Consider the following 15,087-nt stretch of genomic DNA (forward strand, 5'->3'; position numbering starts at 1 on the left):
CATGCTACCGACGGCCATCGTCATTACTTATTTTTTTGCTCTGCTTACCTCCCGAACTCATCTGGCCAAACTTATAGCTCAAGGTTAAGCGTACCGAGCGGTTGACAAACAGCGACGTATTTTGTGCCGTGAAAGTAGGTGCAAACTGCTCGCCAGTTTGCCGATTACTTCGGTTGAATGGATTATTGAGGTTGAGTGTCAGCGTGATTTTCTTATCCATGAATTCTTTCTTTGCCGACAGGCCGTAATAATACCAGCCCGAATTACGGCTTTGTAGCGAAATCCATCCTGAATTAACGTAGCCATTCGCCTGCAAGGTGAAATCTTTGGGTAATTTATACGACGCATTAGGCCCAACGCTCCAGACCCAACCGCTGGTGCGCTGATTAAGCGCAACGCTTGTTAAATCGACATACGTAAGATCAGCATTCAGGCTGATATTGGTCTGTTTATTAGGCTGAAGGGTAAAGCTCATATTAGCGCCATAGCTGGCATTTCGCCCAATATTCTGTGGTGCTGATAAGGCTGTACCCTGCGCATCGACCGTTGTCAGCCATTCGATGGAGTTGTTTGTCTGACGCCAGAATAAAGCCGCATTGAATGAAGAACCTTCTTTCCCAAATGTGCTATACGAGACCTCTGTGGCATGGGTCAATTCGGGATTTAAAAATGGATTACCCGTCTGTACGTTCTTGGGATCGCTGTAGTTTTTGTATGGATTCAGGTACCAGATCATTGGGCGAGAAATCCGTTGGGTGTAATTAACCTTCACAGTATGCTTGTTATAGAAGGTTTTCGCCAGCGTAAAACTCGGAATCAGGTTTTGATACTGGTTGGAGAATCGACTTTGCGTTGTGACAAAATCGCCTTGTATAGACGTATTTTCAAGCCGTACCCCTGCTGTTAGATTCCACTTTCGTTTTGAGTCCATTTTCATCGACGCATACCCCGACGTAACCCGTTGACTATACGTAAACTCGCTGGATCGATTTGGATCAATCCTGTAATCCTGTTCTAGTCCAGTAGTTGCCTGTTCGATAACATACTCACTTCCGATGTTTCGTAAGATTGACTTGGCCCCAGCTTCCAGTTTAAAACTAAGCGTATCGTGTTTCGTCCGGGCCGTCAACGGATGGATGTAATCTGTCTGGAACGTGTATTCATTGTTACGACTAAGGTTTGTACTTCGTTCCAGATAGGTCGGTATCGTCGATTCAATTCCGGTTTGCTGGATGGTATAGTAATAGTTGTCAGGCATCCGGGCATATTGTGTCAAGACCGAAAGCTCCCGCCCTGGCTTCTTAAACGATTTGGTCCAACCAAGATTAAACTCCGTATTACCAAAAGGATTTCGAAACTGAATATCACGATGATAAGCCTGCACTACATTTCCCTGTATATCAGTCAGGCGGCTATCTAGTGTGCTATTATTGGGGAAAGTCCCACCCCAAGCGTTGGCCGAAAAATTGATTCGGTTCGTCGTATCGGGATCGTAATCAAGGCTCAATTCTCCGTAACCGCTCGTTCCTATGTTATCGCGAAAGGTACTTTGCTTTAAAATACTGGTCGGAATTCCGTTCGTGAGGGCCGTACGCGTGCTGCTGGTTTCGCCAATACCGCGAAACTGATCGCCATTCAATGAAACCGAAACACCTAATTTTTTACCTTTTACTGTCAGATTCCCACCAATTGATCGATTTAAATTTCCCCCGGTCAGATTAACAGTACCATTTGTTCCCTGAATAGCCTTCTTGGTAATAATATTGATAACCCCTGCCGACCCCTCGGCATCGTATTTGGCACCAGGACTCGTAATGACTTCCACGGATTTAATAATGTTGGCTGGCATCTGTTTAAGTGCATCGGCCAGATTACGAGCCATAATACTGGACGGCTTTCCATTCACCAGCACTTTAATATTTCCACTGCCCCGCATTTTTAAATTCCCATCCAGATCAACCGTAAGCATCGGCACTTTACGAAGCACATCAGCGGCCGTACCGCCCGTGTTAGTTGCATCTTTTTCTGCATTATAAACCAGTCGATCGCCTTTATCTTCAACTAGTGCTTTCTGCCCCACCACGGCTACTTCCTTCAAATTCCGCGTATCGGCGACCAGTTTAATTTGCCCTAAATCGATCCATGGTTTCTCCGTCGTTATTTTGATAGGCTCCCATGGTTTGGTGCGATACCCTACAAAGGAAATTTCCAGTTTATAGGCACCAACAGCAATTTTTTCAAACAGGAAGTCGCCACTTTCCTTCGTAGTCACACCCGTAATAAGTTTATTATCTGCGGTTTTAAGCGCTACCGTAGCGAAAGGAATAGGCTTGGTCGTTAGTGAATCAATCAGTACCCCACGAATTTGCCCTATACCCGACTGGCTAAAGGAAAGACAAGGCGATAAATAAAAAAGAATCAGGCAAAGGTTTTTCATAACTACAGAATTAAACTGCGATGGCTAATTAGCTACTGAGCAAAAGTAGTGCGACAAAAACCATCCGTTGATGATATTAGGATTCGTTAACATTCTTTGACAATCTTTAACAATTGACGTTGTCTGAACTGTATTAATAGCTTGACTCAATCAGCATTGTGGTTTCGCCTATGGGTAAAGACAGACCAAACCAGCTAATTTTTCCTTCGTTATAAGCGTACTGGTTTAAGATCCGGGAAAGCTTTTGATCGGATTTGACGAATCAGGGCATTTTGCCTAATTTTGGCTGATTTTTAGCCCCTCACCCGATGCAGTAGTGTAATTGGGTAAGTTACTAACCGAAATTAATGCACTCAATATGAGAGAAATACAGTTCCGCGAAGCCCTACGGGAGGCCATGTCGGAAGAAATGCGCCGGGACCCACTGGTCTACCTGATGGGCGAAGAAGTCGCCGAATACAATGGAGCCTACAAAGTTAGCCAGGGTATGCTGGACGAATTCGGAGCAGAACGGGTAATCGATACCCCTATCGCCGAACTTGGTTTCGCAGGCATTGGTGTTGGTTCGGCTATGAACGGCTTGCGCCCAATTATTGAGTTCATGACCTTCAACTTCTCGCTGGTGGCGATTGATCAGGTCATTAACTCAGCGGCTAAAGTTATGTCGATGTCGGGCGGGCAATATTCCTGCCCGATTGTGTTTCGGGGCCCTACCGGAAACGCCGGTATGCTGTCGTCGCAGCACTCGCAGAACTTCGAGAACTGGTTTGCCAACACACCTGGCCTGAAAGTCGTGGTTCCTTCGAACCCCTACGATGCCAAAGGTCTGCTGAAATCAGCCATTCGTGATAATGATCCGGTTATCTTCATGGAGTCGGAGCTGATGTATGGCGATAAAGGGCAGGTTCCTGAAGAAGAATATCTGATTCCGATTGGCCAGGCCAATGTGGTTCGGGAAGGCAACGACGTAACGATTGTCTCGTTCGGTAAGATCATGAAAGTGGCATTAGCGGCTGCTGATGAGCTGGCCAAAAATGGTGTTTCGGCTGAAGTGATTGACCTGCGTTCGGTTCGACCAATCGATTATGCTACCATTATCAGCTCGGTAAAGAAAACCAACCGGTGCGTTATTGTAGAAGAAGCCTGGCCGCTGGCAGCCATTTCGTCGGAATTAACCTACAATATCCAACGAAACGCATTCGATTATCTGGATGCTCCGGTCATTCGGGTTAATAGCATGGACTTACCCCTTCCTTATGCACCAACGCTTATCGAAGCGATTCTGCCTAACGTAAAACGTACCTTACAGGCCGTTGAATCGGTGATGTATAAGAAGTAATCATCATACGCTATATAAAGCAAAGGAGCGATAGCCTGAGTGGTTATCGCTCCTTTGCTTTATAGGTTAATATCAATAAAAAATCCCGGCCGTTTTTCACAGTCGGGAGTTGATTAGCTCAATTGTATGTAAAACGCCATTACCGAGTCTTTAGTTCACACCTTGAAAAATAGTTAAATAATTTTTCAAATTATCCACTCTTTAATTAAATTTATTAGAAAATCAGATCAAAAGGCAAAAATGACAGCTACTGTGAGGCCTACAGGAAAGATAATTTATGAAGTTACGATCAATTATGTTGGCTCATTGACAACCCTTCGTCAACGGGAACCAACCGTAATTTTTTTCTCAAACCTACGGAAAGCGGTCGATGCGATTACGGCTGAACTGGCACTCAATAACTGGCCACCGAAGGTTAATTATACCGCCGTTTATCGGGGTGTAAAGCAGCGTGATTTTTATAGCTGCGATTTTACAATGGCAGGACTGCGTGTATTCCGACTGAAAATTGTTCCGCGTATCCTGAACCCAGCCTTACCTCGCCTGGGGATCGATGAAAATCCAGCTAAATAAAAATAGTCAGGGCCAATATGGTCACGTATCGCACCTATACACTGCCTGACCACTCTTGCCCCTGACTATTTTCGACCCTTAATATGCTTTTAAACTCAAATCCAGGCTTTTGATCTGGTGTGTCAGAGCCCCAGACGAAATAAAGTCAACCCCTGTTTCGGCGTATGCCCTGAGATTCGTTTCGTCGATACCTCCCGACGCTTCAGTTATGAATCGGCCATTGATCAGGCGGACCATTTCACGAATGCCTTCAGGGGTGAAATTGTCCAGCAAAATAACATCGACCTGCCCAACCCGTAAAACCTCTTCCACCTCTGCCCGATTGCGAGTTTCTACTTCGATCCGGAGCGAACGGCCTGTGTCCTTCAAATAAGCAACCGCTTTAGTTATGGCCGCTTCGATACTACCTGCGTAGTCGACATGATTATCCTTGATCAGAATCATGTCGTACAACCCAAAGCGGTGGTTTACGGCTCCACCGATCTTCGTCGCCATTTTCTCGCAGATGCGGAAGTTAGGCGTGGTTTTGCGCGTATCCAGCAATTTCGCCCGTGTGCCTTCGAGCAGATTGACTAACTCACGTGTGTGCGTTGCAATACCGCTCATGCGTTGCATACAATTAAGAACCAATCGCTCGGCTGTCAGGATATTTCGAGCGTTTCCGCTGACAGTCAACACAATATCGCCGGGTTTTATGCTGGCTCCATCCTGTATCAGCACATCAACCACAAACGTTGGGTCAACTTCAGCAAATATGGCTTGGGCAACCTCAACGCCCGCCAGAATACCCGCTTCTTTCACAAGCAACCTCGCTCGTTTTTGGGCGTCGGCCGGAATCGTGGATAAGGAAGTATGATCGCCATCGCCAACATCTTCGGCTAAGGCCAATTTGATAAATTCATGCAGATTCATAGTTGCAAGGTAGCAGATTATTTTTTCAACCGAAAACTACTTGCATTCCTCCCGAATTGGTACGAAATTTGTCATCCGCTAAGGAAATTTATGAACCAACCGCGAGTCATACAACGCTTTTCGAGCCTGATGCTGGCTACCCTACTGCTGTTTACAGCTATATGGGGGCATAGCAATACCGCTCAGGCAAAGCAGTTGGTGACGCCCAAGCCGGTTGCCCAACAGTCGAAATCGGGCAAAGCGACGGATGCATCTTCATCCAATGCCCAACTGAGCGCGGCCCAATTTGAAGCGGTCGTTACCCCCGCAATAAAAGTAGGCGAATCGGGCCAGACCGCTTTTCTGCTCCCCGAACCGACGCTTGTGATTCTGCTGCTGCTGAGCGTTGTATTGCTTCAGCACTTTACCCTGCCGCATTTTTATTTCTCGTATTTCAGGCACGTCTTCGGGCACCATATTGCCACCAATGCGCCCTAGTTCTCACCAGGGGCTTCTTCCTTTTTGTCAGTACCCATCCGTTTTTCGGTCAATCTGATTGGCTGAAGCAATTTTTGTTCTAAATCAATTTATGTCAAAACAGGCGTTTGCCTGTGCAAACCAATGCAAAACAAAACCGGAATTCTAATTCTGACTGGGGTTATTGCGGCTATTTGCCTCTACTTCCTGTCATTTACCTTCGTCTCGCGGAGCATTAAAACGGATGCTGAGGCTTACGCCACCAATAAGCAGGGGCTTGTTGACCGTAACAAGAAACAGCATTATCTGGATTCGCTGTGGAAAGAGCCCGTTTATCTGGGTAGCACGCTCCAGGAAGTAACCGAACGCGAGCTGGGTCTGGGTCTTGACTTACAGGGCGGTATGCACGTCGTTCTCGAAGTGTCTCCGGCCGATATTCTGCGTGGCCTGTCGGGTAATAACCGCGATCCGAAATTCAACCAGGCGCTGAAACTGGCGCTGGAAGATCAGAAAACCAGCACCGCCAAATTCGTGGATCTGTTTGCGGATGAGTTCAAAAAACTGGCTCCAGATACCAAACTGGCAACCGTTTTCGCAACCAGTGCGAACCGCAGCAAAATCAACTTCCAATCGTCGGATACCGAAGTTCGGAAGTTACTGAATACGGAAGTTGAAGATGCCATCAAACGGGCTTATCAGATCATTCAGGCACGGGTCGACAAATTCGGGGTAGCCAACCCTAACATTCAGCGTTTGCCGGGTTCTGGCCGTATCCAGATCGAACTGCCCGGTGTCGATAATCCAGAGCGTATTCGTCGTCTGCTGACAGGTGCTGCTAAACTGGAGTTTACCGAAGTTTACCGCCTGAACGAACTGGCTCCGGCTATTGAAGGCATTGGCGCTTACCTGTTACGCGAAGAAGCCGCCCGGAAAACGGCCCTGAAAACTAGCTCGCCAGCCGCAGGCACAGCCACTAAAGGCGCATCGGGCACATCGAGCCTGGAGTCACAATTGGCTCAGGGCAACAAATCGGATTCGGCCAGCAAAGCGAAAAACGATACGGCTGCCGCAGCTGCTCAGGGCAATGCGCTTACGCAGCTGTTCTTACCAGTTGGCCAGGACCAGTTGGGTGTTTACCTGAAAGATACAGCACGGGCCAACGCCGTTCTGAATACGCCTGAGATCCGTAACCTGTTTCCGGCCGACATCGTGTTTGCCTGGGATCGGAAAGCATTCAAAGCAACGGATGGTAAAGAGATTCTGCCACTTTATTTCCTGAAAAAATCAGGCGGACGTGCTCCGCTCGAAGGCGATGTGATTACCGATGCTACCAACGACTATGACGACCGTGGCCGCCCCGAAGTGACCATGAACATGAATGCCGAAGGTGCTCGTAAATGGCGTAACCTGACAGCTGCCAATGTAGGTCGCCCAGTCGCTATTCTGCTGGATAACCTGGTTTATACGGCTCCAAACGTACAGAACGAAATTCCAAATGGTCGTTCAAGCATTTCGGGTAACTTCACTGTTGAAGAGACCAAAGACCTTGCCAACGTATTGAAAGCTGGTAAACTGCCTGCTCCAACCAATATTGTTGAGGAAAGTATTGTCGGTGCTACACTGGGTTCTGAGGCCGTTAGCGCTGGGGTCCTATCATCTCTTGTTGGTATCCTGCTCGTACTGGGATTTGTCGTATTTTACTACAATCGTGCAGGTTTGATTGCCGACATCGCTCTGATTGTCAACCTGTTCTTCCTATTGGGTGTTATGGCCTCGCTGGGTGCCGTGCTGACGATGCCAGGTATTGCCGGTATCGTACTCTCGATAGGTATGGCCGTAGATGCGAACGTACTGATTTTTGAGCGGATTAAAGAGGAACTCGCAGAAGGCAAAACATTTAAGGTGGCCGTTGCCGATGGCTTTAAAAATGCCATGTCGTCAATTATTGACTCGAACGTGACGACTTTCCTGACAGGTGTTGTCCTCTTCATTTTCGGTACAGGTCTGATTCTGGGTTTTGCTACGACGTTGATTATCGGTATTCTGACATCGCTGTTTGCAGCCATTTTCATTACCCGACTGATTCTGGAATATTATATCCGTAACGGCAAAACGTTAACATTTACATCGTCATGGGCTAAGAACCTGTTTAAAGATTCTGATTTCGATTTCGTATCGCGCCGGAAGCTGTACTATACTATTTCGTCGGCCATTATCGCAGCGGGTATTATTTCGGTCCTTTTCAAAGGATTTGGACTAGGAGTAGATTTCAAAGGCGGCCGCTCGTACGTAATCCGTTTTGAGAAATCGGTTAGCACCGACGACGTTCGGAATTCGCTGGAAGGTGTATTAGGTGCATCGCCCGAGGTGAAAACCTATGGTGGTACGGGTATTGGTGCCAATCAGGTAAAAGTTACCACACCATATCTGGTTGATGATAACTCGCAGGGCGCTGACAAGAAAGCCGAAGCCACTATCTACAAAGGATTAAGCAGCCTGAAAGGGAATCCGGCTAAAATCGAAAGCTCACAGAAGGTGGGGCCAACTATTGCCAACGATATTATGACCTCGGCTGTATGGTCAATTCTGCTGGCGGTAGCGGTCGTGTTCGTCTACATCCTGATCCGATTCAAACGACTGGCGTTTGGTTACGGTGCGGTGGTTGCCATGTTCCACGACGTTTTGATTATCCTGGCTATCTTCTCGATTTTCAACGGACTGCTACCCTTTTCGCTCGATGTTGACCAGGCATTTGTTGGTGCTTTGCTGACGATCATGGGGTATTCGATGAACGACACAGTTGTTGTATTCGACCGGGTTCGTGAATACCTGAACGAAAACCGGGGTAAGAAAGAAAGCATTCCGACCATTATCAACAACGCGTTGAACAGTACGCTGAGCCGAACAGCCGTAACGGGCTTCTCGACCATTCTGGTTCTATTAGTCCTCTTCATTTTCGGGGGCGAAACTATCCGGGGCTTCTCGTTCGCTATGTTGATCGGTGTCGTTGTCGGTACCTATTCATCGCTATTCGTTGCTACCCCGATTGTGGTTGATGCCCTAAGCCGTGATCAGGATAAAGATACGGCTGCCCCAGCCATCGCCGAAAAGAAAACCGGCTATGACGCTATTCCTGCCGATTTCACAACGAAAGAGGCTGCTACGCCTGAAGAATTTACAGCGACCAAAAAGGAAAAGAAAGATAAAAAACCTCTGATTCGCCCTTCGCAATCGTAAGGTAAAGAGCGAAAGCGCAAAAGAGTGAAAGAGCGAAAGCCATCCGGCAATTTTTTCGCTCTTTCACTCTTTCGCACTTTCGCTCTTTTTTTTCGTATCTTTCCAAACGGTTTTACCCAAGATTCTTTTTCTAAACGACACAATCACCAAACTCTATTTCCCTACATGGAGACTAAACTAAAGACAGTTGATACCAGCGTGATGCGCAAAAAGCCGCTTTCGGCTTATGCCGCTGATGCGCAAAAAAGTGAGCTTAAACGTGTACTAACGCGCTGGGGCCTTACCTCGCTGGGTATTGGAGCCGTTATTGGTGGTGGTATTTTCGTATTGACGGGGATTGCCGCCCGCGAATGGGCAGGACCCGCACTAGCACTAGCTTTCGTCATTGCAGGGGTCGCCTGTACGTTTGCCGCCTTGTGTTATGCTGAATTTGCGTCGATTCTGCCGGTAGAGGGCTCAGCTTATGCGTATTCTTATGGGACCGTTGGCGAATTGTTTGCCTGGCTCATCGGCTGGAACCTTATTTTGGAATATATGATGGGCGCTACTACGGTAGCCGTGAGCTGGTCGGGATACTTTGAAAAATTCCTCCATCTATTCCATATAGAACCGCCCATATGGCTGATGAACGACCCGGTTACTGCCCACGAAAAGGCCGATGCTCTACGGGCTGCCGGTACTGCCGTCCCTGATTTTACATTTGCCATTAACCTACCCGCCCTCCTGATCGTATGGGTCGTGACCTACATCCTAGTGAAGGGTATAAAAGAAGCCGCCAGCACCAATAACCTGATTGTGATGCTGAAAGTAGCAACAGTCATTTTTGTGATCATTGCCGGGGCTTTCTTTGTCGATACTGCCAACTGGACCCCATTTGTTCCAAATGCCGTTACCGACGATACAGGCCAAACCCACTTTGGTGTTCCCGGTATCGTCACAGCAGCCGGTATCGTTTTCTTTGCTTATATTGGCTTTGATGCCGTTTCGACACAAGCTGGTGAGGCTATCAATCCGAAAAAAGACGTTCCATTCGCTATCATTGCGTCGCTGCTGATTTGTACGGCTCTATACATTTTGGTTTCGCTGGTACTGACAGGTATGGTTAAGTACGATACCCTTGACCTGAAAGCGCCGGTTGCGCAGGCTTTTGCAGACGCTGGCTTAACCTGGGCCGTATATTTAATTACGATTGCTGCTATTGCCGGTCTAACCTCTGTAATGCTGGTGATGATGCTGGGACAAACCCGCGTTTTCCTGGGCATGGCCAAAGATGGTCTTTTACCCAAAGGGCTATTCGCGTCGATTCACCCTACCTTTAAAACCCCCTGGAAGAGTACCATCTTTGTCGGGACCATCGTTTCGATTGTAGCAGCCGTTACTCCTATCGATAAAGTATCGCAGTTAACCAGTTCGGGGACCCTGTTTGCGTTTGCCATGATTTGTGGAGCCGTTTGGCTGCTACGCGTTCGGGAGCCAAATCTGGAACGCCCCTATCGTACACCAGTTCTGCCTGTTATTGCTACCTGTGGTATTTTGGCGAACCTGTATCTGATGTGGAACCTACGTACCGATACGAAAATCACCTTCGTCGTTTGGTGTATTATTGGGCTTATCGTGTATTTCGCCTACAGCCGTAAGCACAGCAATTTGAATAATCCCGAAGAATAAACTTCTCACCCCCTGAGTAAAAATGCCCCTTGGTCGAGAACTAAGGGGCATTTTTCATTAGTCTATAGACTAAAGATCTAGTATAAGGAGCGTACTTTTGTGCTGCATGAGTACACAGGAACTTATTGGCTATGCCTCAGCCCTTATTATCGGAATCGTGCTTGGCTTAACCGGCGGAGGGGGGTCGATATTGACCGTTCCTATTTTTGTGTACGTTTTCCAGATTTCACCTGTATTAGCCACTACCTATTCGCTGTTTGTAGTGGGATCTACCTCATTGGTCGGCTCGGTCAATCATATCTGGAAAGGCCGGGTCGATTTGCGGATTACAGCCGCTTTTGCGTTTCCCTCGTTTGTTTCCGTTTACCTAAGCCGGCGATTTCTGGTTCCTGCATTACCCGACCCATTGTTTCAGGTTGATCACTTTCAACTCTCGAAAAGCGATGCTATCCTCTACTTTTTCGCAATTGTCATGGTGCTAGCCGCTCGGTCTATGATTCGGAGTGAACGGCCCGAACAGGGGGAAGCGGCTGATGGAAAGCCTCGTTACGGCAATCTGGCCCTGGATGGACTCTCGGTAGGTCTATTGACAGGCACAATCGGAGCCGGGGGTGGTTTTCTGATTGTACCGATGCTCGTTCTGTTAGCCGGTCTACCCATTCACCGGGCTGTAGCCACCTCCATACTGATTATAGCGGTCAACTCGTTCGTAGGCTTTCTAGGCGACATTCACCATACCGATCTTAACTGGAATTTTCTGCTGCCCTTTACCGGCTTATCTATTGTCGGCATTTTTATTGGGATGTATTTCACCCGTTTTGTCCCGCCTGACCGTTTAAAAAAAGGCTTCGGCTGGTTCGTTCTGGCCGTAGCAACCTATATAATCCTGAAAGAGATTCTGTAGATTATTTAGTAGGCAATTGTCAATAATCATCCAGTCCCCAGCCTATTGCTTTACAAGTCTTGTCTACCAACTTAGTCTTCCCGAACCCGGATATTGGCCTGGTTAACCGTAGCCGTTCGACTACGCACAGCCGATGTAATAAAAAATCCGACAGCCGTTCGACCCGACGCATTGGTATTGATGATATTGGTAGGAATGTTGGCAGGTGGCGTAGCAAACAATCCTCCGTTGGTAATCTGGGTTCGGAACTGCTGCCAGAAGTCGAAAGCTTCCGACGTAAGCGATTGCAATTCTACTTTTACCACATCATTCATATTATATAAACTATCAATATTAATTGACCGCCGGATAGGTGCAATAAACATCAGCCCATCCGTAACAGAAGTACCGCTACGAAATCCCCCATCCTGCGATGTGACAATATTGCCCGGCTTATTCTGTAGTTGCCCATTCTGGAAAAAACGCACCCGGTAGTAGTCGGTTTGGTTAGGAATATCCATCGCATAAAACTCAGCCCGGTATCCTTCAATCTTTGAAAAAGGGCTACGCTTCCGCTTTACAAAAATGAGTGAATCAATGGATGGCACCCGGTTCATTTTTGAAACAGCCCGATACGTCTCTCCCTGAAAACCAATGGTAAGCTGATAGGTCCGGCCAATATGCCCTAAGGTATCGTTGCCTGTTGGCTGCCATACGTAATAGCCATCGTTGTCAGGGTCTAGAAACTTATAGGTCTTTCCGGCATCGTCGATAACATTTACCGTAGCACTGGTAGCGGCTGGCGGTGTACTGTTGTCGAAATAAGCAGCTGTTTGCGTTAATCGGATGGTTTGAGGGCCGGGCTGGTCGGTCAATGAGGCATCAACAGAAAGCTGCGTTGGGCCCGTATTCAGCTTGGCATCAATGACCGTTGTGCAGCTATCGAGCAACACAATAGTACCTAGTAAAGCGAATAGTATTGAAAGTCGTGTCATTGTAGTAGTGGCCTTTTTAGGATGGCGTTTGGCTACAGATTTGTTGTTCTAGAATTTGAAATTGTAAGTCACCGATGGGATGATGGTCGCAAAAACCGAATACTTAATGGCTTCAGTCACCCTTGGGTTGTCGGCATTGGGCTGGAAATACACCGAGAACGGGTTTTTCCGAGCGTAGACGTTATAGACCGAGAACACCCAGTTGTCTTCCTTACGCTTACCAGGCCGTTTACGCCCTTGTAAGGTGGCCGCCAGGTCAAGGCGGTGGTAGGCCGGAATACGGTAGTTGTTACGCCCATCAATGATCGGAGCCACAAAACCCTCATATTCAAATCGGTTTGTGGGGAACGTACCGGGCGTGCCACTGGCGAGCGTGAACGTAGCCGAGAAATTCCAGCGTTTGGCTTGTGGCGGGTCGAAGAGCAGCACCGACGTCAGCGTATGCCGTTTATCGAAACGGGTTGGATACCAGTCACCGTTGCTGATGCCTGCCACCTGTCGCTCAGTTTTGGCCAGCGTGTAGCTAACCCAGCCATTGACAACTCCTGTGTTGCGCTTTACGAAAAACTCAGCTCCATAAGCCCGCCCTTTTCCACTAAGCAAATCACCCTCCAGATACTTGTTCAGAATCAGGCTGGCCCCGTCGATATAATCAATCTGATTCTGTAGCCATTTGTAATACACCTCCACCGACGCTTCGAACTCACGACCAGTATGGCCGAAGTTCTTGAAATAGCCAGCCGCAACCTGGTCGGCAATCTGCGGTTTAACGTTGTTAGTCGATGGTGTCCAGACATCGAGTGGTGTAGACGCTGTTGTGTTCGAAATCAGGTGGATGTACTGCGCCAGTCGGTTGTAACTGACTTTTAACGAACTATTGCCCGACAGCTCATACTTAGCCGCCAAACGAGGTTCCCAGTTTCCGTAGGTTTGAATAGTACTCCCACCTTTATAGGCTACCGTTGTCAGAACCTGCCGCCGGGTCCCTACGGGTACATCGGTCTGGAAGGTATAGGCTTCGCCCGGCCCGGTGTAATTGAAGAGCGAATAACGCAGACCGTATTGTAACTGAAGTTGTGGGGTTAGCTGTTGTTCATTCCCAACATATAATGCCGTTTCGAGTGCGTGTTTATTCTCTATTCCGAACGAACGTACGACGCCAGCGCTGGCAGCCGTAGCCGTACCGGGCTGAAAGTCATGAATAATTACCTGACCGCCAAACGTAATCAGATTCTTGCCGAGCGCCAGCGAAAAATCGGGTTTAAGGCTATAATCCACAATGCGGGAATCGGTACGGAAGAAATCGTTGGGCCTCTTCTGCTTTAAGTCGGTATTCAGCGAGTAGTCATAGTTGCTGTAATAAGCGGTTGTATTCAGAAACAATCGCTCACTGAAAATGTGGTTCCAGCGAGCCGATACGGTAGCATTTCCCCAGTTAAACCCAAAATCTGACCCAAACACATCGCGCCCTAAATAGCCCGATAGGAAAACGGTGTTTTTGTCGTTGATCCGGTAATTGCCTTTGGCAGTCAGGTCGTAGAAGTAGAACTTTGCCCCTTTCAGATCGCTGTTCAGGAATGGCTGCGCCAGAATATCGGCATAGGAACGACGAGCCGCCACGATGAAGGATCCCTTCCCCTTAAACAAGGGTCGTTCGTACGACAGTCGACTGAATATCAAACCAATACCGCCATTTAACTCAGGCTTTTTCGCATTTCCTTCTTTCAATCGAACGTCCAGTATCGACGCGATCCGACCACCATAGTTGGAGGGAATACCACCCTTAATGAGTTTTACATCTTTAACTGCATCGGGATTGAACACCGAAAAGAAGCCAAACAGGTGAGAAGAGTTATAAACCGGCGCTTCGTCGAGCAGTACTAGATTCTGGTCGATACTACCACCCCGAACGTTAAAGCCGGTAGCTCCTTCACCCACCGTTGTAACGCCTGGCAGTAATTGAATACTCCGAATCACATCGACCTCCCCAAGCAATGCCGGAATCCGCTGCAACGTTTTCACATCAATCCGGTTGACACTCATTTCGATGTTCTTCACGTTATCGTCTTCCCGATTGGCCGAAACGACAACTTCCTGAAGGTCTTTCCCTTCCTGTTTTAGTTCGAGGTCGAGCCGCACGTTTTTATCCGTAAGCTCAACTGTTCGGGTTTGCTTAGCGTATCCGATATAACTAACAACTAGGTTGTAACCACCAGGAGGCAAGGTAATAGCGTAAAATCCATAACTATTGGTAACCGCTCCTGTTCCAGTTTCTTTTACATAAACCGATACACCAATCAACCCTTCGCCATTGGCGCCGTCTTTTACATAGCCACTGATGGTTAGCCCGGCTGTTCGGGCTGGTTTTTCTGGAGTAGTTGCAAGCGTATTGGTTGCTGGTTGGGCCTGCGCTTCATCAGGCTGTAGCGACAGCGTGCCGATAAAAAGGCAACATAGCCAAACGGGTAAGCCGTGTTTCATTGCGTTATTGATAATGAGTATCCGATGGGATGGATACGTCAGGTTGTTCAAATGCTTACGCAAAGGTATGGCTACTAACCCAGAGCTTAGCTAAAATTAGATAAAG

The 15,087-nt window shown here is 47.8% G+C and carries 10 protein-coding genes; 6 read left to right on the forward strand and 4 right to left on the reverse strand.

Annotated elements, in window-relative coordinates:
* Positions 1 to 4 precede the first annotated feature (4 nt).
* On the reverse strand, positions 5 to 2,437 hold the full coding sequence (locus BGO59_RS25785) for a TonB-dependent receptor (RefSeq protein WP_293688422.1): 2,433 nt from the start codon (positions 2,435 to 2,437) through the stop codon (positions 5 to 7).
* A 358-nt stretch (positions 2,438 to 2,795) separates the two neighbouring features.
* On the opposite strand from BGO59_RS25785, the gene BGO59_RS25790 reads away from it, so the two are divergent.
* Together BGO59_RS25790 and BGO59_RS25795 are read left to right on the forward strand one after the other, a co-directional pair.
* The gene (locus BGO59_RS25790; RefSeq protein WP_293688424.1) at positions 2,796 to 3,776 is read left to right on the forward strand and encodes a pyruvate dehydrogenase complex E1 component subunit beta; all 981 of its coding nucleotides are present in this window, start codon (positions 2,796 to 2,798) and stop codon (positions 3,774 to 3,776) included.
* A 240-nt stretch (positions 3,777 to 4,016) separates the two neighbouring features.
* The gene (locus BGO59_RS25795; protein ID WP_293688425.1) at positions 4,017 to 4,349 is read left to right on the forward strand and encodes a hypothetical protein; all 333 of its coding nucleotides are present in this window, start codon (positions 4,017 to 4,019) and stop codon (positions 4,347 to 4,349) included.
* 78 nt (positions 4,350 to 4,427) lie between these two features.
* Here BGO59_RS25795 and nadC read toward each other — a convergent pair whose 3' ends face one another.
* Positions 4,428 to 5,261: a carboxylating nicotinate-nucleotide diphosphorylase gene (gene nadC, locus BGO59_RS25800; RefSeq protein WP_293688427.1), complete on the reverse strand. Its 834-nt coding sequence runs from the start codon at positions 5,259 to 5,261 to the stop codon at positions 4,428 to 4,430.
* 90 nt (positions 5,262 to 5,351) lie between these two features.
* Between nadC and BGO59_RS25805 the strand changes: the two genes are divergently transcribed.
* The 4 genes from BGO59_RS25805 to BGO59_RS25820 all read left to right on the forward strand — a co-directional run bounded on the left by BGO59_RS25805 (position 5,352) and on the right by BGO59_RS25820 (position 11,526).
* Positions 5,352 to 5,738 (forward strand): hypothetical protein, encoded by a 387-nt coding sequence (locus BGO59_RS25805; RefSeq protein WP_293688429.1) that lies wholly within the window; start codon positions 5,352 to 5,354, stop codon positions 5,736 to 5,738.
* A 123-nt stretch (positions 5,739 to 5,861) separates the two neighbouring features.
* The gene (gene secDF / locus BGO59_RS25810; RefSeq protein WP_293688431.1) at positions 5,862 to 8,954 is read left to right on the forward strand and encodes a protein translocase subunit SecDF; all 3,093 of its coding nucleotides are present in this window, start codon (positions 5,862 to 5,864) and stop codon (positions 8,952 to 8,954) included.
* Positions 8,955 to 9,119: 165 nt separating this feature from the next.
* A complete protein-coding gene (locus BGO59_RS25815) occupies positions 9,120 to 10,622 on the forward strand; it encodes an APC family permease (RefSeq protein WP_293688432.1) in 1,503 nt (500 codons plus the stop codon).
* A 106-nt stretch (positions 10,623 to 10,728) separates the two neighbouring features.
* Positions 10,729 to 11,526 carry a sulfite exporter TauE/SafE family protein gene (locus BGO59_RS25820; protein WP_293688434.1) on the forward strand — a complete coding sequence of 266 codons (798 nt, stop codon included), beginning with the start codon at positions 10,729 to 10,731 and terminating at the stop codon, positions 11,524 to 11,526.
* Between the two features lie 71 nt (positions 11,527 to 11,597).
* Here BGO59_RS25820 and BGO59_RS25825 read toward each other — a convergent pair whose 3' ends face one another.
* Together BGO59_RS25825 and BGO59_RS25830 are read right to left on the reverse strand one after the other, a co-directional pair.
* Positions 11,598 to 12,500 carry a DUF4249 domain-containing protein gene (locus BGO59_RS25825; RefSeq protein WP_293688436.1) on the reverse strand — a complete coding sequence of 301 codons (903 nt, stop codon included), beginning with the start codon at positions 12,498 to 12,500 and terminating at the stop codon, positions 11,598 to 11,600.
* A 48-nt stretch (positions 12,501 to 12,548) separates the two neighbouring features.
* Positions 12,549 to 14,981, reverse strand: coding sequence for a TonB-dependent receptor (locus BGO59_RS25830; RefSeq protein ID WP_293688438.1), 2,433 nt, complete (start codon positions 14,979 to 14,981; stop codon positions 12,549 to 12,551).
* Positions 14,982 to 15,087: the final 106 nt, after the last annotated feature.

The organism is Spirosoma sp. 48-14 (assembly GCF_001898575.1).
GTDB lineage: Bacteria > Bacteroidota > Bacteroidia > Cytophagales > Spirosomataceae > Spirosoma.